Origin of the sequence: Flavobacterium frigoritolerans, assembly GCF_025847275.1 — a bacterium.
GTDB classification, from domain to species: domain Bacteria; phylum Bacteroidota; class Bacteroidia; order Flavobacteriales; family Flavobacteriaceae; genus Flavobacterium; species Flavobacterium frigoritolerans.
Window position 1 is genome coordinate 183,979 of sequence record NZ_JAOZEV010000001.1, and the last position, 19,953, is coordinate 203,931.

General features: G+C 32.8%; 16 protein-coding genes. 10 read left to right on the forward strand and 6 right to left on the reverse strand.

All coding sequences use genetic code 11. The annotated features are described in order from the left end of the window. Positions 1-70: 70 nt before the first annotated feature. The gene (locus OIU80_RS00795) at positions 71-1,072 is read right to left on the reverse strand and encodes a virulence RhuM family protein (protein ID WP_264285210.1); all 1,002 of its coding nucleotides are present in this window, start codon (positions 1,070-1,072) and stop codon (positions 71-73) included. Positions 1,073-1,288: 216 nt separating this feature from the next. Beyond that, positions 1,289-4,726, reverse strand: a complete 3,438-nt coding sequence (locus OIU80_RS00800; RefSeq protein WP_264285211.1) for a methylmalonyl-CoA mutase family protein — start codon at positions 4,724-4,726, stop codon at positions 1,289-1,291. Between the two features lie 659 nt (positions 4,727-5,385). Between OIU80_RS00800 and OIU80_RS00805 the strand changes: the two genes are divergently transcribed. The 3 genes from OIU80_RS00805 to purU all read left to right on the forward strand — a co-directional run bounded on the left by OIU80_RS00805 (position 5,386) and on the right by purU (position 7,826). Further along, positions 5,386-5,952, forward strand: coding sequence for a hypothetical protein (locus OIU80_RS00805; RefSeq protein WP_264285212.1), 567 nt, complete (start codon positions 5,386-5,388; stop codon positions 5,950-5,952). Between the two features lie 207 nt (positions 5,953-6,159). Further along, positions 6,160-6,879, forward strand: a complete 720-nt coding sequence (locus OIU80_RS00810) for a DUF4197 domain-containing protein (RefSeq protein WP_264285213.1) — start codon at positions 6,160-6,162, stop codon at positions 6,877-6,879. 92 nt (positions 6,880-6,971) lie between these two features. Beyond that, complete coding sequence (gene purU, locus OIU80_RS00815) at positions 6,972-7,826, forward strand: formyltetrahydrofolate deformylase (protein ID WP_264285214.1); 855 nt, start codon at positions 6,972-6,974, stop codon at positions 7,824-7,826. A gap of 772 nt (positions 7,827-8,598) precedes the next feature. Here purU and OIU80_RS00820 read toward each other — a convergent pair. From OIU80_RS00820 to OIU80_RS00835, 4 genes are all read right to left on the reverse strand, one after another. Beyond that, complete coding sequence (locus OIU80_RS00820; RefSeq protein WP_129537671.1) at positions 8,599-10,092, reverse strand: catalase; 1,494 nt, start codon at positions 10,090-10,092, stop codon at positions 8,599-8,601. 395 nt (positions 10,093-10,487) lie between these two features. Continuing rightward, complete coding sequence (locus tag OIU80_RS00825) at positions 10,488-11,285, reverse strand: ABC transporter substrate-binding protein (RefSeq protein WP_264285215.1); 798 nt, start codon at positions 11,283-11,285, stop codon at positions 10,488-10,490. A 203-nt stretch (positions 11,286-11,488) separates the two neighbouring features. Next, positions 11,489-12,316 (reverse strand): orotidine-5'-phosphate decarboxylase, encoded by an 828-nt coding sequence (gene pyrF / locus OIU80_RS00830; RefSeq protein WP_264285216.1) that lies wholly within the window; start codon positions 12,314-12,316, stop codon positions 11,489-11,491. Positions 12,317-12,428: 112 nt separating this feature from the next. Then, positions 12,429-14,612 carry a DUF5723 family protein gene (locus OIU80_RS00835; RefSeq protein ID WP_264285217.1) on the reverse strand — a complete coding sequence of 728 codons (2,184 nt, stop codon included), beginning with the start codon at positions 14,610-14,612 and terminating at the stop codon, positions 12,429-12,431. 161 nt (positions 14,613-14,773) lie between these two features. On the opposite strand from OIU80_RS00835, the gene OIU80_RS00840 reads away from it, so the two are divergent. The 7 genes from OIU80_RS00840 (at position 14,774) to OIU80_RS00870 (ending at position 19,934) form a co-directional block, all read left to right on the forward strand. Beyond that, positions 14,774-15,247 carry a Dps family protein gene (locus OIU80_RS00840; RefSeq protein WP_264285218.1) on the forward strand — a complete coding sequence of 158 codons (474 nt, stop codon included), beginning with the start codon at positions 14,774-14,776 and terminating at the stop codon, positions 15,245-15,247. 107 nt (positions 15,248-15,354) lie between these two features. Further along, positions 15,355-15,540 carry a CsbD family protein gene (locus OIU80_RS00845; protein WP_264285219.1) on the forward strand — a complete coding sequence of 62 codons (186 nt, stop codon included), beginning with the start codon at positions 15,355-15,357 and terminating at the stop codon, positions 15,538-15,540. A 175-nt stretch (positions 15,541-15,715) separates the two neighbouring features. After that, a complete protein-coding gene (locus OIU80_RS00850) occupies positions 15,716-16,270 on the forward strand; it encodes a helix-turn-helix domain-containing protein (protein WP_264285220.1) in 555 nt (184 codons plus the stop codon). Positions 16,271-16,281: 11 nt separating this feature from the next. Then, positions 16,282-16,731, forward strand: coding sequence for a response regulator (locus tag OIU80_RS00855; protein ID WP_264285221.1), 450 nt, complete (start codon positions 16,282-16,284; stop codon positions 16,729-16,731). 10 nt (positions 16,732-16,741) lie between these two features. After that, positions 16,742-18,529, forward strand: a complete 1,788-nt coding sequence (locus OIU80_RS00860) for a CHASE3 domain-containing protein (protein WP_264285222.1) — start codon at positions 16,742-16,744, stop codon at positions 18,527-18,529. Positions 18,530-18,656: 127 nt separating this feature from the next. Next, complete coding sequence (locus tag OIU80_RS00865) at positions 18,657-19,226, forward strand: DUF4142 domain-containing protein (RefSeq protein WP_264285223.1); 570 nt, start codon at positions 18,657-18,659, stop codon at positions 19,224-19,226. A gap of 54 nt (positions 19,227-19,280) precedes the next feature. Continuing rightward, a complete protein-coding gene (locus OIU80_RS00870) occupies positions 19,281-19,934 on the forward strand; it encodes a porin family protein (RefSeq protein ID WP_264285224.1) in 654 nt (217 codons plus the stop codon). Positions 19,935-19,953 lie beyond the last annotated feature (19 nt).

Sequence of the window (19,953 nt, forward strand, 5' to 3'; positions counted from 1 at the left end):
ATCAGTTTGTCAAGATTTATCAAACTGCAGTTTTTGTTAATTAATTGAGGTAAATATTTAATGTTTTAAACTATAATTTATTTTTTAGTTTGTCTTCCAATTGTTTCAACTCTTCCAAATCTTGTTCATCGGCTTTTTGAGCATCTATTTTCTTTCGTTGCGTATTAAACATTTCATAAATAAGATCAACTTTTTCTTCCATTTGTATATGACTTACTTTTCCTTTATGATCTAATACTTTTTTATCGTTAAATTCTATAATACGATCTATATTGGTTTTCCAGAAACTCATAGTGATGTCCTGTCTATTTTTGGCTCTTAACTCTGCCGTTTCAAGAAATACAACCACAAAGCGATTTAGGCTGTCAATTTCGTCACTAGTTAGATAATTTTTCGCAATATAAATATCCTGTTTTCTTACGACGGTACCTTTCCAACTGGTTAAAGCCATATTAGGATCATTTGGATTGGCTCGGGAAACTATTATTTCAGTCGCCGTTTTTTCAGTAATAGCATATAGAATTTTATTTTGTGTTTCGGCAAAGAACATTTGAGTTGCTTTATCTGTTTTATCATAATCACTGCTTAAAGAAAATAAGTCACGAACTTTTTGATAAAACCTTTTTTCGGAGGCTCGAATATCGCGTATACGATCGAGTAATTCATCAAAATGATCAATTCTACCGTTAGGACTCTTAAGACGTTCGTCGTCCATAACAAACCCCTTAATCATATATTCTTGCAAGTTTTGGTTTGCCCATTGGCGGAATTGAGTTCCTCTTTTACTTCTTACTCTAAAACCTATTGCCAAAACCATAGATAAAGAATAAAAAGTAACCGTATATTTTTTGCCATCTGAAGCAGTTGTCAAGTAATCCTTGACAACTGATTTCTCTTGTAACTCTTTCTCTTTTAACACATTCCTAATATGCAAGCTAATATTTTGTTTAGAGGTGTCAAAAAGTTCTGCTAATTGATTTTGATTCAACCAAACGTCTTCATCCTTGGTAAAAAGTGCTACAGAAGATTTTCCATCAATTGTATTATAAATAATGATATCTTGTTTTTCCATCTTAAAAGGCATTGCAATATTCCAAAGTTATTGTTCTAACTGTTTTTTTTAACTTTTGGCATTGTAAAAGTATTCTGTTATTTTGATTTGCTAAAGTATTGAAAATTTAATTAAGCAATTTATGTTAATTCTTAAATGGGCTAATTATTTTTTTATTTACTACAAAAAAACCTCCCATTTCTGAGAGGTTTTCCTAAATCTATAAAATAGTTAAGATTACATATTCCTTCTATACTGTCCTCCTACTTCAAATAAAGCTGAAGTAATTTGACCAAGCGAACATACTTTGGTAGCTTCCATTAAATGGGCGAATAAGTTTTCGTTTTTAATAGCTGCTTCTTGCAAAGTATTTAAATGGTCTTTTACTGATTCTTTATGATACTCATGTAAGTTGTTCAACATATCTATCTGATATTGTTTTTCTTCTTCGGTAGCACGAATAACCTCTGCTGGAATAACTGTTGGAGATCCTTTTGAACTCAAGAAAGTATTTACTCCTACAATTGGGAAATCTCCGTTATGTTTCAAGGTTTCGTAATACAAACTTTCCTCCTGAATTTTAGAACGCTGGTACATGGTTTCCATTGCGCCAAGAACTCCTCCACGCTCCGTAATACGGTCGAATTCTTGTAAAACAGCCGCTTCTACTAAATCGGTTAATTCTTCGATTATAAATGAACCTTGTATTGGGTTTTCGTTTTTAGCCAAACCTAATTCTTTATTAATAATCAATTGTATTGCCATCGCACGACGAACCGATTCTTCGGTAGGTGTTGTAATTGCTTCATCATACGCATTGGTATGCAATGAATTACAGTTATCATAAATAGCATATAATGCTTGCAATGTCGTACGAATATCATTAAAATCAATTTCTTGTGCGTGTAATGAACGCCCTGAAGTCTGAATATGATATTTAAGCATTTGCGCTCTTTCGTTGGCGCCATATTTAATCTTCATGGCTTTAGCCCAAATTTTACGCGCTACACGACCAATTACTGCATATTCTGGATCTACTCCATTCGAGAAAAAGAAGGATAAGTTAGGTCCGAAATCATTGATACTCATTCCGCGGCTCAAATAGTATTCTACGTAAGTGAAACCATTAGAAAGCGTAAATGCCAATTGTGTAATTGGGTTTGCTCCTGCCTCGGCAATATGATATCCTGAAATAGAAACCGAATAAAAATTACGTACGTTTTGCGTAATAAAATATTCCTGAACATCTCCCATTAATCGTAAAGCAAATTCGGTAGAGAAGATACAAGTATTTTGTGCTTGATCTTCTTTAAGAATATCGGCTTGAACTGTTCCTCGCACTTGCGAAAGCGTTTTGGCTTTTATATCATTATAAACCTCTAAAGGTAAAACCTCATCACCAGTAACTCCAAGAAGCATTAATCCTAAACCATTATTCCCCGCTGGCAAATCGCCTTGGTATTTAGGTCTTGTAATTCCTTTTGCTGCGTATAGTTTAGTAATTTTTTGTTCTACTTCTTTCTCTAAATCATTAGCTTTAATGTAATACTCACATTGCTGATCTATTGCAGCATTCATAAAGAAACCTAGCAACATTGGTGCTGGTCCATTTATAGTCATACTCACAGATGTTAAAGCATGAACTAAATCAAAACCTGAATATAGTTTTTTGGCATCATCCAGACAACAAATAGAAACTCCTGCATTTCCGATTTTACCATAAATATCTGGTCGTACATCGGGATCATTACCATATAATGTCACACTATCAAAAGCTGTCGAAAGGCGTTTTGCAGGTAATCCTGCGCTTACATAATGAAAACGTTTGTTGGTTCTTTCTGGTCCACCTTCTCCTGCAAACATACGAGACGGATCTTCTCCTTCTCTCTTAAAAGGATATAAACCTGATGCAAACGGAAATTCACCAGGAACATTCTCTTGCAAACACCAACGCAAGATATCTCCCCAAGCTTCGTATTTAGGCAACGCTATTTTCGGGATTTGTTGGTGCGATAAACTTTCGGTATGTGTTGCTATTTTTATTTCCTTATCACGAACTTTAAAGCTGTAAACAGGATTTTTGTATTTGTTTACTTTTTCATCCCAAGTTAGGATCATCTCCCAATTGTATGGATCTAAATCCATTTTTACCTTATCAAACTGATTTAGTAAAAGATTCAGGAAAACACGATTTTCATCAAGTCCTTCGACTCCGCTCAGGATGACACTATCATCGATTCCTGCCTTTGTAATTACAGGGATTTTGCCCGTAACACTTTCGATAGTTTTAAAAATACCGTATAACTTTTGAGCTACTTGTTGTTGCGACAAAGCTGTATCATCATACTTACGATTGTTCTCGGCAATCTCGGATAAGTATCTTGTTCTGTGTGGTGGAATTACGAATATTTTCTCGCTCATTTCACGAGTAATTTCGAAAGTCGATTTTAAATCCGATTCCGTTTTCTCGACAATTTTATCCATGATAGATTTATACAATGTATTCATCCCCGGATCATTAAACTGTGAAGCAATTGTTCCAAAAACAGGCATATCGTCAGGATTTTTATCCCAAAGATTATGATTGCGTTGGTATTGTTTTTTCACATCACGTATAGCATCTAGCGCGCCACGTTTGTCGAATTTGTTTAATGCCACTAAATCGGCAAAATCAAGCATGTCGATTTTTTCCAATTGTGTTGCAGCTCCAAATTCTGGTGTCATTACATATAAAGAAACATCTGAATGATCCATAATCTCTGTATCTGACTGACCGATTCCTGAAGTTTCTAAAATGATAATATCATATTTAGCCGCTTTAAGAACCTGAATCGCTTCGGCAACATATTTAGACAAAGCCAAATTTGATTGACGAGTTGCCAACGAGCGCATATAAACTCTAGAATTATTAATAGCGTTCATTCGGATTCTATCTCCTAAAAGTGCTCCTCCTGTTTTACGCTTCGATGGATCTACAGATACAATTCCGATTGTTTTTGTTGGAAAATCGATTAAAAAACGACGTACCAATTCATCTACTAATGAAGATTTTCCTGCTCCACCAGTTCCTGTAATTCCCAGTACAGGAATTTTAGAAGTAGCATTATTTTGATGTATTTTATCAAAAACAGGCTTTGCAATCTCTGGAAAATTCTCTGCTGCAGAAATCAAACGAGCTATTGCTGTTGGATTTTTATCTTCGATATGATCTATTTCATCTGTAAGTTTATCTCCAATAGGATAATCAGAACGTTCTACCAAATCATTAATCATTCCTTGTAATCCCAAAGAACGTCCATCATCTGGAGAATAAATTCTTGTAATTCCGTATTCGTGTAGTTCTGCAATTTCGCTTGGCAAAATTACTCCACCACCTCCACCAAAAATTTTAATATGTCCAGCTCCTTTTTCATGAAGCAGATCATACATATATTTAAAATATTCGTTGTGACCACCTTGATACGAAGTTAGCGCAATAGAGTTTGCATCTTCCTGAATAGCTGTATTTACAACTTCTTCAACACTTCGATCGTGACCTAAATGAATTACCTCAACTCCTGTGGATTGAATAATACGGCGCATTATATTTATTGCCGCATCATGTCCATCAAAAAGTGATGCAGCGGTAACAATTCTTACTTTATTTTTAGGAATATAAGGTATTTGTGGTTCCATTTTGAGAATATGATAATTTTAGGAGAGCAATTTACAAAAAAATTTAATGATTCTTGAATCTAGTTTTAAACCTTATTAAAAAAATATTTATTTAAAATAGTCCTGAAATATATTTTCAAAGCATAAATTTTATTTTATAGCTTTTTTCGCATATATTTGCACAAAATTTTAAATTAATTACTTAATTAAGTCCTAATTATATCACAAAAAAGAACATTTATTCTAGTAACGCTTAGCTGTCTACTTTCAAATAAATGTATAGATCCTATGACTATCCTAACAGATGGTTTTTCATTAAAAATATGATAATGGAGAATTTTATGATTCAGAAGGCTTAATCAATGTAATTATTTATAACAAAAACATTTAGAGTAAGAATAGATTTTAGATTAATACGCTATCCCCCCTGTCGTGTTATTCTTGCTTATTGATTTTGTTTTTAGTATCCCAAACTAAAAATAATATTACCATAACGTGTTAGTTTTAAAACTTATAGTAGCCATCAATAATAATTATTAAAAAGATATTTGCTCTTCAAATTTTAAAATTTACCTAATACTTTATAAAACTGATATTGTTTTATAAGCAAGCTATAATTTATAAAGACTAAAAAAATAATGTCTCTCGCTATAACAAAAGTAATTACAAAAATACCTCAAATGAGAAAATTCGATTTAAAAGCATTTAGTAAAAACAAAAAAAACAAAAACTATTACCGATATATCAAAATAAATGATGAGGGAGCTACAATCGAAACTTATCTTATCGAGAACAAAGATTCCTATCAAGAAACTATTGTTTATTTAAACACACCTATTAAAAAAAGGTATATGTATGATAAGTATACATTAAACATCATAAAAGAGATCTCAAGCTTTTATGATTGTATTATAGGTTTCCGAAGAGAATATAATGAAGATGGAGTACTTATAGTAGAGATAGATAACGATGCTCCTTATAAGTTTAGCTGGCAGAATCTAGTAAAAAAAATGAAAACAGAGTACGATATAGACCTAATGGATAAGTTAGACCAAATTAAAAATAACAATTCGGTATCATATCTATCCAGAAACTCTCAGAAAATGCAATATGACATTCGTATTCCATGCGAATTTATTCCTCATGGATTTCCCGAAGAGAGATTCGAAATCGATGCTACAACAGGAGAAATTATCACACACATTAAAAACAAGGAAAAAATATATCCAAATGCAAACCGTGATTAATAACGACCGCACACGTCGCATCTTACCATTTTTACAAAACGATGTTCACTTAACATAGCAAACTGTATTCTGTGCTATTATAGCGCAGAATTGCTGCATAGTGGAAACAATGTTACTAATGAAACAAAATGTTTCTGCTCCTAAAATAAAATTGTGGCTTTATTTTTGAATAAGTAGTATTTTTGAAACTTATAAAACTACTACTTAATGAAAAAGATTTTACTTTTAACACTTGCATTTTCTATTACATCTTATGCTCAAGTGCAACAAACGCTAAACAAACTACCTCAACTATCTTCAAAATTATCGAGCCTTGGCGGTGTTGATATCGCTTCTGGTTTAAAGGAAGCTTTAGACAAAGGAATAGCGAAACAAGTAACAAAATTAACTGCTACTGATGGGTTTTATAAAAATGAAGCTGTAAAAATCCTAATGCCAACCGAATTACAAAAAGTAGATGCTACTTTACGAAGAATCGGTCTTTCGTCTCTTGCTGATGAAGGAATTAAGGTATTGAATCGCGCAGCCGAAGATGCTGTAAAAGAAGCTACTCCAATATTTGTATCGGCGGTAAAAAACATGTCGATTAATGATGCTAAATCTATTTTATTAGGTGATGAAAGTGCAGCTACAAGCTATTTACAATCTAGCACTACTACTTCATTATACAGTAAATTTAATCCTGTCATTAAAGAATCTTTTAGTAAAGTTGGTGCCGACCAAATCTGGTCGAACATCATTACTAAATACAATAGTATTCCGCTTGTAAAGAAAGTTAATCCAGATTTAACAGATTATACTACCAACCAAGCTCTTGCTGGTGTTTTTAAAATGATTGCTGTAGAAGAAAAAACGATTAGAACTGATATAAGTTCAAGAACTTCTCCTTTATTAAAAAAAGTATTTGCTATGCAGGATAAAAAATAAATTTATGTTTAATTAATTTTATTGTTCAACTGCTAATTGCTATAAACCTGATTAAACAAATAAATAGCTAACCGATTAACCAAAAAACTAAAATGCAAAAAATAACTTTTCTTATTCACTGTAAAGACCAAAAAGGTATTATTGCTGCTGTGACTAATTTCATCCTTAAAGTAGAAGGAAATATTACCTACATTGACCAGCATGTTGATGTGGAGCAAAATGTTTTTTTTATGCGACTAGAATGTGAATTAACCAATCGAAGCATTGCCATTGAGGATATAAAAACAGATTTTAAAGACTCTATCGCATCCAGTTTTCAGATGTCATGGGAATTATACAATCAGGAGCAAAAACCTAAAATGGCATTGTTTGTTTCTAAATATGACCATTGTTTATTTGATATTCTAGGACGTTATAGTGCTGATGAATTGGGCGTTGAAATTCCTGTAATAATTAGTAATCATAACGACTTAAGATCGATTGCTGAACGTTTCGATATTCCGTTTCACTGTGTTCCGTTTACCAAAGACACTAAAGAAGAAGGTGAAAAGCAGCAAATTGCATTGCTGAAAAAATATGATATCAACTTTATTGTATTGGCACGCTATATGCAAATTATCACTCCTAAATTAATCGGTCTTTACGAAAACAAAATCATTAACATTCATCACTCCTTTTTACCAGCATTTCCGGGTGCTAAGCCGTATCATTCGGCTTTTAAAAGAGGGGTGAAAATTATTGGAGCCACAAGCCATTATGTAACTGAAGAACTAGACGAAGGTCCGATTATCGAGCAAGATATCGCTCGTGTTTCGCACATCCATTCGGTAGATGATTTTATCATGAAAGGGCGTGACTTAGAACGCATCGTCTTGGCAAGAGCCATAAAACTACATGCTGAGCGTAAAACAATGGTTTACAGCAATAAAACAGTAGTTTTCTCATAAGGATTTAACCGCAAAGAGTGCAAAGGATTCATTCTTTGAACCTTTGTAACTCAGAACCTTTGTAACTTTGAACCTTTATAACTTTGAGCTTTTTTAGCACGCAGATTTAGCAGATTTTAAAAAAACTTAGAACCAGAACCTTAGCAACTCAAAACCTTAGAACCTTTGTAACTCAGTAACTCTGAACCTTTGTAACTCTGAACCTTTGTAACTCTGAACCTTTGTAACTCTGAACCTTTGTAACTTTGAACCTTTATAACTTTGAGCTTTTTTAGCACGCAGATTTAGCAGATTTTAAAAAAACTTAGAACCAGAACCTTAGCAACTCAAAACCTTAGAACCTTTGCAACTCAGTAACTCTGAACCTTTGTAACTCTGAACCTTTGTAACTTTGAGCTTTTTTAGCACGCAGATTTAGTGGATTTTAAAAATATTTCAGATTTCAAACTTCGGTAACTTTAAATCTTCAAAAATAAAAAACCCGACAGATTTTAAAATCTATCGGGTTTTATTTTATGCAAATTTTGAGTCTTAAAAAAACCTTAGAACCTCAGCAACTCAGAACCTTTGTAGCTCTGAACCTTTGTAGCTCTGAACCTTTGTAGCTCTGAACCTTTGAAGCTCTGAACCTTTGAAGCTCTGAACCTTTGTAGCTCTGAACCTTTGAAGCTCTGAACCTTTGAAGCTTTGAAGCTCTGAACCTTTGTAGCTCTGAACCTTTGTAACTCTGAACCTTTGTAACTCTGAACCTTTGTAACTCAAAAAAAAAAACTTATCTAACTTCTATCAATAATCTTGGATCACTAAAGTTATTTACTTCGTCCATAGTCATTCCTAATGCGTTTGCAACACCTTCTCCATAGGCTGGATCGGCTTTAAAGCAGTTACGAATATGTCTTACTTGAATAAACTTTTGCGCTCCTCCTACTTGTGCCGCTGTGTTTTTAAACAAAAACTGTTTTTTATCGTCGGTCATTAAGCGGAATAATTTTCCTGGTTGAGAAAAATAATCATTATCATCTTCTCTAAAGTTATGAGCATAAGCATCTCCGTGAATTGACAATGGTGGTTCTTTGTATTCTGGTTGTTCCTGCCATTTTCCAAAACTATTAGGCTCATAATGTTTTTTGCTTCCGTAATTTCCATCTACACGCATTGCGCCATCACGGTGGAAACTATTTACAGGGCATTTGGCTGCATTTACTGGAATTTGTGCATTGTTTACTCCTAAACGATAACGGTGTGCATCTCCATAAGAAAACAAACGGGCTTGTAACATTTTATCTGGTGAATATCCGATTCCGGGAACAATATTGGCCGGATTAAATGCTGCCTGCTCTACTTCTGCAAAATAGTTATCTGGGTTTCTGTTTAATTCAAATTCTCCAACTGGAATAAGCGGAAAATCTCCTTTTAACCAAACTTTTGTTAAATCGAATGGATGATATTTATACGTTTTAGCTTGCTCCTCGGTCATGATTTGCACAGACAATTTCCATTTTGGAAAATCTTTTCTTTCGATAGCTTCAAATAAATCCCTTTGGTGGCTTTCTCTGTCATTTCCAACTAGTTTTGCAGCTTCTTCATCGGATAGATTTTCAATTCCTTGCTGTGTTACAAAGTGAAATTTAACCCAATGTCTTTCATTTTTATCATTGATAAAGCTAAAAGTATGACTTCCAAATCCGTGCATCTGACGATATGATTTAGGAATACCTCTATCACTCATTACAATTGTTACTTGATGTAATGCTTCGGGAAGTAATGTCCAGAAATCCCAATTGTTATCGGCACTTCTTAAATTTGTTTGCGGATCACGTTTTACTGCGTGATTTAAGTCTGGAAATTTCATAGGATCACGGAAAAAGAATACTGGCGTATTGTTTCCTACTAAATCCCAATTTCCTTGATTTGTATAGAACTTCATGGCAAAACCACGAATATCTCTTTCTGCATCTGCTGCACCTCTTTCTCCTGCAACTGTTGAAAAACGAACAAACATGTCTGTTTTTTTTCCTATTTCTGAAAAGATATCGGCTTTAGTATATTGAGTAATATCATGAGTTACGGTAAATGTTCCGTATGCAGCTGATCCTTTAGCATGCATTCTTCTCTCAGGAATTACCTCTCGGTCAAAATGTGCCATTTTCTCTAAAAACCAAAAATCTTGCAATAATACAGGACCACGTGGTCCTGCAGTCATTATGTTTTGATTGTCTGGCACAGGTGTTCCTGTTGCCGTGGTAAGTTTGTCTTTCGATTCCATAAGTAACAAATTTTAATGATTATATTCAAAGGTAACGTACTTGCGTCTATAAACAAAATTGATTGTTTTTATATTGTAATAGTAATATTCTATTAAAGAACATTAAATTACTACATTTTAAGCTTACCTAAAAGTAATCAAAAAAAGTTAACTTATGTACAACAAAGTAATAACAAAACCTTAACAGGATAACATTGGCTTATGTATGATCTTTGCAATGTAATAAACTGGTTATTTATTATTTTGGTTTTGGTTAGTTAAATGATTGCCGGCATCTGTTAGATGTCGGCTTTTTTTTTGCTTTGAACTTTCTTGGATTTTATAGCCTACAAAAGCCCTCTTCTCTAACGGACTTGTTAGGAAATCTTTATTTTTAATTTAAGTTTAAAAGTAAATTATTGCAAGCGCTCGTGCATTTGCTTAAAGTAGGAGAACGCTTTTAGCAATCGGGTTCCGTACCAGGAAAACATTTCGCCATCTACAAAAACGGTTTTAGCATGATGCGTAAATCGCCCAATTTCGAATGCATCTTCTTCTTTAAACGGATAAGGTTCTGAGGACAATAAAACGACATCTGGATCGCCCTCTAAGCGCATTTTCTTAAGTTCTATTTCGGGATAGCGCCCTTTATCCAAGTATATATTAGTAAAATGATTCAGCTTTAATAGCTCATTTATATAATTATCCGAACCTGCTACCATAAAAGGATTCTTCCAGATAAAATAAGCTGCTTTTTTTAATGGCTTGTCTTTTATGAAGGTTTTAAATTCTTGCAATCCAAAAGCCAATTTATCGTTCCATTTTTGTGCTTCGGTTCTGCAATTAAATAATTGTCCGAAATCGGTAATCATCTGGAAATTGTCTTCGATAGTCAAAATATTGGTTACCCAAACTGGGCATATTTCTGATAGTTTATCTACAATTTCCTTTGTGTTTTCTTCTTTATTACAAATGATAATATCTGGATTCAGTAATCGAATTTTCTCGTAATGCACTTTTTTAGTTCCTCCAACCATTTTCTTAGTTGATTTTAAGTGATACGGATGTACACAAAACTTGGTGATTCCAACGATTTTATCTTCGAGACCTAAATCATAAAGCAATTCGGTTTGCGAAGGAACAAGCGAAATAATTCGTTTTGGTGCAGTTTCAAAAGAATGCAAAGTACCGATTTGATCTATTAATTGTTTCAAAAGGAGATTTTTTGTTAAAAAGAAGTTTTAGACTATACAAGTTTTTTTTAGTTTCAGGTTTTCTTGGTTTCAGGTTTAACCGCTAAGTTCACAAGGGTTTTACGCTAAGTTCGCTAAGCTTTATGTTCTTTACGTTCTTTGTGTATTGAAATTGCTAATTTTGCGATAAATTTTAAGCATACGAAAACTTGAAACCTGAAACTTTAAACTTTAAACTTTAAACTCATTATCTCTTCCATTTCTTGTTGCATTTTCAAGGCTTCTTCTCTTGCTTTCTCAGCAAAATCAGTTCCTTTGGATGCATAAATAATGGCACGAGAAGAATTAATAAGTAATCCTATTTTATTGTTCATTCCGTATTTGCATACTTCGGATAAGCTTCCTCCTTGGGCGCCTACTCCTGGAACTAGTAAAAAGCTATCTGGAACAATCTTACGAATTTCTGTAAAATATTCGGCTTTGGTAGCTCCTACTACATACATTAAGTTCTCGCTATTTTTCCATGTTTTAGAAGTTTCCAAAACTTGTTTATATAATTCGGTACCGTTGGTAATTAATGTCTGGAAATCGAATGCGCCTTCGTTTGATGTTAAGGCTAACATTATGGTGTGTTTATTTTCGAAGGCCAAGAATGGTTCAACTGAATCTTTTCCCATATATGGTGCAACTGTTACACTATCAAATTTTAAATCTTCAAAGAAAGCTTTGGCATACATACTTGATGTGTTTCCTATATCACCACGTTTAGCATCGGCAATTGTAAAAATATCAGGATACTTCTCGTTTATATAGTTAATTGTTTTTTGCAGCGACAGCCATCCTTTTATTCCGTATGCTTCATAAAAAGCGGTATTGGGTTTATAAGCAATAGCTAAGTCGTGTGTTGCATCGATTATCACTTTATTAAATTCAAAGATTGGATCTTCTGTCTCTAAAAGATGTTCTGGAATTTTAGTTAAATCGACATCTAAACCGACGCATAAAAATGATTTTTTTAAAAGAATTTGTTCGTGTAGTTGTTGTGTAGTCATGCTTGTTTTTTTAGCCTTCTAATTCATAATAAATAATTCTTTTTAGAAAGTATGCAAAAATAAAAAAAGCCACTCAATTAAGAATGGCTTTTTACTATTATATTCACTTCGTTTACAAATTGCCTAGATAAACAATTTCTGTTCTTCTGTTTTCTGCTCTTCCTGCTGCTGTTTTATTTGATTTAACTGGTTTTGAAGCTCCAAATCCCTGAGAAGTTAAATTAGCTGGATTTACTCCTTTAGCAATTAAATAATCCATAACTGCTTTTGCTCTGGCTTCAGATAGTTTTTGATTGAATTTAGGATTACCTACATTGTCAGTATGTCCATTAATTGCAAACTTAGCATTTGGATAGTTTTTCAAAATTTCTTTGATAGCATCTAATCTTTTTGATGTTTCTTCTTTTTTAGCATCGCTTAAAGTAGCTTTACCTGTTTCAAAGAAGATTGACTTTGCTTCTACTTTTAATTGCTCTAATGTCGCTTTAGATACTTTAGGGCATCCTTTATTCTCTATCGGACCTGCAAGTAAAGGACAATCATCTTCGCTATCTGGAATACCATCTTTGTCTGCATCCAGAACTGGACAACCTTTATTTTCTATTGGACCTGCAACATCTGGACAAGCATCGTCTTTATCTAAAACGCCATCATTATCTGTATCTGGCCAAGGGCATCCTTTATTCTCTACCGGACCTGCAACATCTGGACAAGCATCAACATTATCTAATAATGTATCTCCATCAGTATCTTTCCAAGGACATCCTTTATTTTCTATCGGACCTGCAACATTTGGACAAGCATCATCTTTATCAAAAACTCCGTCTTTATCTGTATCTGGCCATGGACAACCCTTGTTTTCTGCTGGTCCCGCTACTTTTCTGCAAGCATCCTCTTTATCTATAACTCCATCTTCATCAGTATCTTTAAATTTCTTTTCGTAAACTGGAATTTTCATCCCTAAATGAAAATCAACTCCTTTTGATTCTTTTGAAACCAAATTAGTAAGTACTGAACCTGATCCTACAAAGAAAGCTCCCAATCGGATTCCTGAACCTACTTGCATTCCGCTATATTCCATCCAAGTCATTGGTACATAAAAGCTAAACCATCTGCTTTCGTAACGAGGAGTTAAACTTACTCTATTAGCAACAGTGATTCCGTTAAGCTTGTCGGAATTAGCCATATTAATATCTCCATTAAGATTAAGATAGAATTTTTTATACATATTCCAATCTACATCGGCATGAAGTGCTGTTGGTAAATTTGTTTTTCTTCCTTTTGAACTTGACGTTTTATTATAGTTGTCATTCAAAAAATCATATAAATTACCCGCATCATCAATCATTTGCTGCGTAACCACTCCTGTAACATTATAGGTATCTTGTTTTGCGTTTCTATAATTTATAGATCCAATGTCTGTAACAGACAATCCAAAACGTACTTTATATTTATTTAAATCTCTAAAATTATTATCTGCAGGCTTTGCTTTGCTTACATCATATTTGTCATAATCTGGTCTCCATTCGTAAACAAGTCCAAGATCAAATCCAAATCCTCTTGAGTTGGTATCAAAGTCATATTTTTCATTGGTTTCAAAATCCTGACTTGCACCTATTGTAATTTCTCCTGTAGAAGCAAGAACTCCTGCCTTTGGATCTGCAACGTTTTCAACATACGAAACGCTAACATTTTTTCCCTGAACATATCCATTTACACCACCTTGTAAGTACTTGGCAGTTAAACCTCCTTTTAAGAAATGTTGGTTCTTTTGATACAAAACTGCTGCATAAGAAACTCCTAATTCTGCCCATGTATTTGAAGCTCCGTTTACATCACCTGCTTTAAAGTTAAAATCACCTGATTGATCTAAACCATCTTTAACCTGATCTACAAGATATCCGTTAATGTTTCTAACGTTACTTATTGATCTTGCTCTTGTAAATACTGCCAATGTATGTTTTGGCGCAATATTAAACATAAAAGAGGGCCCCATAATATCAAAATTCACAAGACCATTATTTCCATTTGACGGAGATATTTTAGACTGAGTATTAAAGTCATACCCATCTTTGTAAACATCAAAAAGGCGAACTCCATACAAATCATTTTGCACCGAACCGCTGATAGAGAACAAATTAATATCAGTTTTAAAACGAGAGTCTGCTATAGAAGCAGGATTAAAAAGTACACTTTGTACACCTGCATAATTATCATGAAAATATCCAGTGTATGACTGGGCATTGGCTGCAAAAGAAGTAATTAATAGTAATAAAATAAGTAGTTGTTTTTTCATTCAAATTAGGTTTAAAATTAAATTGGCGGCAAAACTACAATAATAGATCCATTAAGCTATTACCAAAACATTGAATTCATATAACTTTTATTACAAATAATGTAACATACGAAAGAAGTATCGTTTTAACTTTGAAGAACAACATTAAAAATAAAATTCATATGAACCCCCATATAGGAATATCCCCAAAAGATTTAAAGAAAAGTGCCGACATCTTAACCTCTATTCTATCAAATGAAATGATATTGTATGTAAAAACCAGAAAATTTCATTGGAACATATCCGGAAACAGTTTTATGGAATTGCATAAATTATTTGAAGATCAATATGGTGTTTTAGAAACAATCATTGATGAAGTAGCCGAAAGAATTAATCAGCTTGGCGAGAAAACAATCGGAACCATGACTGAATTTATCGGTAATTCGACATTAAAAGAATTCCCTAATAGATATCCTTCGCAAAAAGAAATGCTAAGTGAATTATTAGAAAACCACGAACAGCTTATTACCGAACTTAGAAAGTACATTCCTGTGTTTGAAAATGAAAATCATGATATAGGTTCTGCCGATTTTATAACTGGCTTATTAGAACAGCACGAAAAAATGTCCTGGATTTTAAGACGTTATCTGAGTTAAATTTTATTAAAGTGGGAATTATACAATTATTCAACCTAGTTCAATAACATACTAGTCCACAACAAATTGCATCTTTACTAAAGTATTAACAACTAAAATATAGCATTATGAATATTACAGAAATTAAAGGTAACTGGAATGAGTTAAAAGGAAAGCTGAAACAAAAATATGCTACATTAACCGACGATGATTTAATGTTTGCTGAAGGAAAAGAAGATGAAGTGATCGGAAGGCTTCAGCAAAAATTAGGTAAATCAAAAGAAGAAGTGCATAAAATCATTTCAGATTTGTAAAACCTTATTAAACTCGGTTATGATACCGCCTAATTTTTTAATTAGGCGGTATTTTTTGTTTTGATAAAAAATTAATGTTGACTGACATACACTTACAACGACCTTGTTTTTATTACTATTTATTACTTTACTTACCAATGTTTTTTTATTTACCTTTAGCAATATTTTTTAAACAATGAAGTTATTTATTAAGTTTGATATTAATACTGTTTGCTCTCAATTCCTGAAAGAGAAATTGGAAGAGCGACAAATAAATTATACCCCTTTAGGTTTTGGAGAAATTGAACTAGATAAAAACCTAACATCGGAAGAATTAGATTGTATGAAGAATGATTTAGAACCTTTTGGTCTGGAAATTGTAGAGAATCAAAAGAGTGTTCTGGTACAAAAAATAAAAGATGCCATCATTGAGATGGTTTTCATGGATGAAAACGGAAATAATTTAAAAAGTTCTGTTTATTTGGCCGAGAAATTAAATCATAGTTACGGGTATTTATCGAATATTTTTTCGGAAGTAACCTATTCATCTATTGAAAATTTCATCATTTTACAAAAAATTGAACGAGCCAAACATCTCATAATTATAAATGAAATGAGCTTGACAGAAATTGCATTTTTACTCAATTACTCTAGTGTTGCGCACTTAAGTACTCAGTTTAAAAATACGACAGGAATTACACCTTCGGCATTTCAGAGAATCATAAAAAAACGACGCGAAAACTTAAAATAAAGAATTTATAAATGCAGAAAAACGCATTACATATTTTACTGGCAGATGATGATGAAGATGATCGCCTTTTTTTCAAAGATGCTTTTGAAGAAGTAAAGATACAGACCAAAGTACAGTTTGCACATGATGGCATAGAATTAATGGCGCATTTAATGCATCCAGAAACCATATTGCCTGACATTTTATTTCTGGATTTAAATATGCCTAAAAAAACTGGCAAAGAATGTTTAATAGAAATAAAAAAAACAGAGCATTTAAAACATTTAATTGTTGCCATTTACTCTACCTCTTCATCTGAAGAAGATATAGAAGATACTTTTATACAAGGGGCAAATATTTATATTAAAAAACCAAGCAGCTTTGACGCTTTAAAAAAAATAATTAATGAAGTTGTAACTCTAAATTGGCATTATCACACTTCTGGCTTGAATCGTGATACCTTTTTGTTACGCTTAAAATAATTAAAACCGGATGAAATTGATACCCAATTTTAATTCCCCACTTGCGTTGAGGATTATTTTTGCAATATCGATATTTATTTTATTATTTATTACATCGGTATCCTACAAACACAATCGTGACTTGCAGAATTCTAGCAAGTTAATGATGCATACCTATGAAATAAACATTCAATTAGAACGATTATTATCGTTTGTAAAAGACGCAGAAACAGGTCAAAGAGGCTATATAATAACCAAAAATAGCCGTTTTCTTGCACCTTATCTTTTTTCTCGTGATAAAGTAAACAGATCCTTTATTAAGCTTAAAAAGTTAATGAATGATAATCCTAAGCAGCAACAAAATCTTAAAAATCTTTTCGATTTAATCATTCAGCGTTATACTTATCTAGAAGGCTCTTTAAAATACAGCAACGAGAAAACTTATGACAAAAGAAAGCTCGACAACTGTATGTTTGGTGGTCGAATTGTAATGGAAAACATTCGCTTTCAGATAGACGAAATGAACGATGTTGAGAAAGACATTTTACAAAAAAGACAAAAAATATACCAGAGCGAAATTTCGTTAACTCCAATCTTTTCGATAATCTTATTTTTGGTAGCTCTATCATTTATTCTACTATCTTACAGACAAATAAGCAATGATCTTAACCGTTTGAAAGTATTTAACAAAAAGCTTTTAATTTCGACTAAGCTTATGGCCGAATCAGAAATAATTGGAGCTTTTAGTACTTGGCAATGGGATATGGATTCTGATAAAATTGTTTACTCTGATAATCAGTATCGTTTATTAGGCTATCCACCTAACTCATTTGTTCCAAAAAAAGAAACGTTTTTAGAGTACGTTCATCCCGAAGACAAACAAGCTTTCTCAAGCCTAATGCAAGGTATCATCGAGAATAAGCAACTCCCTCTTATTTACTATAAAGTTATTCGAAAAAATGGAGAAATTAGATACTTCAAAACTATCGGAAAACTATTGATAGATGAACAAGGAAGCAAAATAATGCTAGGGATAACATTTGATATCACCGAAGAGCATTTTCAAAACATTGCGATTTACGAACGTAACAAAGAACTTGAAAAAAGTAATAAAGAATTAGCTTCGTTCAATCATGTTGCGAGTCATGATTTGCAAGAACCTCTTAGAAAGATACAAACATTTATTTCCAGAATTTCTGATGACGATATGAATTCTTTATCTGAAAGCGGAAAAGGTTATATTCTAAAAATAGGAACTTCTGCAAAGAGGATGCGTATTTTAATTGATGATCTATTACTCTTTTCAAGAACAAATACAACCAAGAAAGAATTCCTAAAAACGAATATAACTGATTTACTAGAAAAAGCTAAATTAGAATTATCTGAAATAATTCAGGAAAAGAATGCAATTATCTTAGCCGATAAACTACCTAAGCTCCATGTGATTCCTTACCAAATAGAACAGCTATTCATTAATCTGATTAGTAATTCTTTAAAATACAGCCAACCAAATATTGCACCTAAGATCAATATCTTTTGTGAAAAGATAACAGCTAAAGAATTTCCAGATTTACTAGAACAGTCTATAAAGAAATATTATAAAATTACTTTTACCGATAACGGAATGGGATTTGATCCGCAGTTTAAGGAAACCATCTTTGTACTGTTTCAGCGCCTACACACCAAGACGGATGAATATCCTGGAACCGGAATTGGATTGGCTATTTGCAAAAAAATTGTCGAAAACCACAAAGGACACATTATTGCTGACAGTACACCAAACAAAGGCTCTGTTTTTACCATTTTCCTACCTGAGTAAACCTCTTATACTTTTACAATTTATCGTTATATAATTCATTTTATGGGAATTATATAACGATTCTTTTTTATGCTGTAAGGCATAAACTCTATATCGGTTGCATCTTTGTAATATAAACTTTTAGAAAGTGAAAATTCACAATGTTTTAGCCACTAAATCTTTGCTTATTAAAGCAATTTTTGTCTTTGCAATTCTGACGACTATGCTGTCATGTAAAAAAAATGAAGCCTTTGAAAAAACACCAGATAATGAGATTTTCTCAAAAAATAATTCAGAAGAAATTGACGCTTATTTTTTAATAGCTACAGCAAATATTAGTAAAGCTATCATATCAAAAAGTCAAATTGCACAACAAAAATGCCAAGACGAAAGAATAAAAAGGTTAAGCAGTAGAATAGAAAGCAATCAAAATGAATTGCTTCATGAAATAAGCGAAATGGCCAACCAGAAGCTTATCATTATTATAAATACAGATGAAAAGGGTTCTAAAAATGATTTATACTCATTAATAGACGCTACTAAAGCCAATTTTGACAAAGCTTATATTGATCTGATAATAGAATCTATAAGCGACCAGATTGAATTGCTAAAATCGATAACAAGAGAGACAAACGATACTGATATAATTAAACTATCAATTAAATATTTGCCTACTCAATACCGTTTTCTAGACGAATCGAAAGCACTAAGAAAATAATAATTTTTTAAATAGTATCCCATAATTAATGTCTAAGCCATAAAATTAAAAACTATGAAAAACAAAGCCCAATTATTATACGCCCTAACGGTATTTATCTCTGCTTCTTTTGGAATTTTAAATGCTCAAAGCGCTCCCGTAGGACCTGAATTCGGAATTAAAGGTGGAGCAAATATGTCTAACCTATATTCTGGTGATGTCGATGATAAAAATGCTATATATGGTTTTAATGCCGGATTTTACGCAGCATTCCCTATCTCGGATAATATATTTATACAACCCGAAATATTATACACAACAAAAGGAGCTGAACTTGAATACAATAGTGATTTCGTAAGCGGAGTAGGTCGTTTTAGACTTAATTACATCGAAGTTCCATTATTAGTGAAATTCAAATTAACACAAAACTTCAATATCCATGTAGGTGGTTACGCCTCTTATTTGGTAGATGGTAAAGTTACCAACGAATCTAATGCCGGTGGAGCATTTGATTTTGAAGAAAATATTAATGCTGATGATTTTAACCGATTCGACGCTGGATTATCTGCTGGTGTTGGAGTCGATTTTGATCCCCTAAGCATTGGTTTACGTTACAATTACGGACTAACAACCGTAGGAAAAGAACGCAGTTTCTTAGGAACTAACTATACTTTTCCTGATGCAAAAAATAGTAATTTAAGCTTATATGTTGCCTATAAATTGAATTAACCCACTGGGTATAATTTGT

Coding starts and splice junctions, on each gene's coding strand:
- OIU80_RS00835 (WP_264285217.1), bottom strand. CDS start 14,612: ATGAAAAAACAACTACTTATTTTATTACTATTAATTACTTCTTTTGCA.
- OIU80_RS00820 (WP_129537671.1), bottom strand. CDS start 10,092: ATGGAATCGAAAGACAAACTTACCACGGCAACAGGAACACCTGTGCCA.
- OIU80_RS00800 (WP_264285211.1), bottom strand. CDS start 4,726: ATGGAACCACAAATACCTTATATTCCTAAAAATAAAGTAAGAATTGTT.
- OIU80_RS00845 (WP_264285219.1), top strand. CDS start 15,355: ATGAATATTACAGAAATTAAAGGTAACTGGAATGAGTTAAAAGGAAAG.
- OIU80_RS00860 (WP_264285222.1), top strand. CDS start 16,742: ATGAAATTGATACCCAATTTTAATTCCCCACTTGCGTTGAGGATTATT.
- OIU80_RS00855 (WP_264285221.1), top strand. CDS start 16,282: ATGCAGAAAAACGCATTACATATTTTACTGGCAGATGATGATGAAGAT.
- OIU80_RS00850 (WP_264285220.1), top strand. CDS start 15,716: ATGAAGTTATTTATTAAGTTTGATATTAATACTGTTTGCTCTCAATTC.
- OIU80_RS00805 (WP_264285212.1), top strand. CDS start 5,386: ATGAGAAAATTCGATTTAAAAGCATTTAGTAAAAACAAAAAAAACAAA.
- purU (WP_264285214.1), top strand. CDS start 6,972: ATGCAAAAAATAACTTTTCTTATTCACTGTAAAGACCAAAAAGGTATT.
- OIU80_RS00870 (WP_264285224.1), top strand. CDS start 19,281: ATGAAAAACAAAGCCCAATTATTATACGCCCTAACGGTATTTATCTCT.
- OIU80_RS00840 (WP_264285218.1), top strand. CDS start 14,774: ATGAACCCCCATATAGGAATATCCCCAAAAGATTTAAAGAAAAGTGCC.
- pyrF (WP_264285216.1), bottom strand. CDS start 12,316: ATGACTACACAACAACTACACGAACAAATTCTTTTAAAAAAATCATTT.
- OIU80_RS00810 (WP_264285213.1), top strand. CDS start 6,160: ATGAAAAAGATTTTACTTTTAACACTTGCATTTTCTATTACATCTTAT.
- OIU80_RS00795 (WP_264285210.1), bottom strand. CDS start 1,072: ATGGAAAAACAAGATATCATTATTTATAATACAATTGATGGAAAATCT.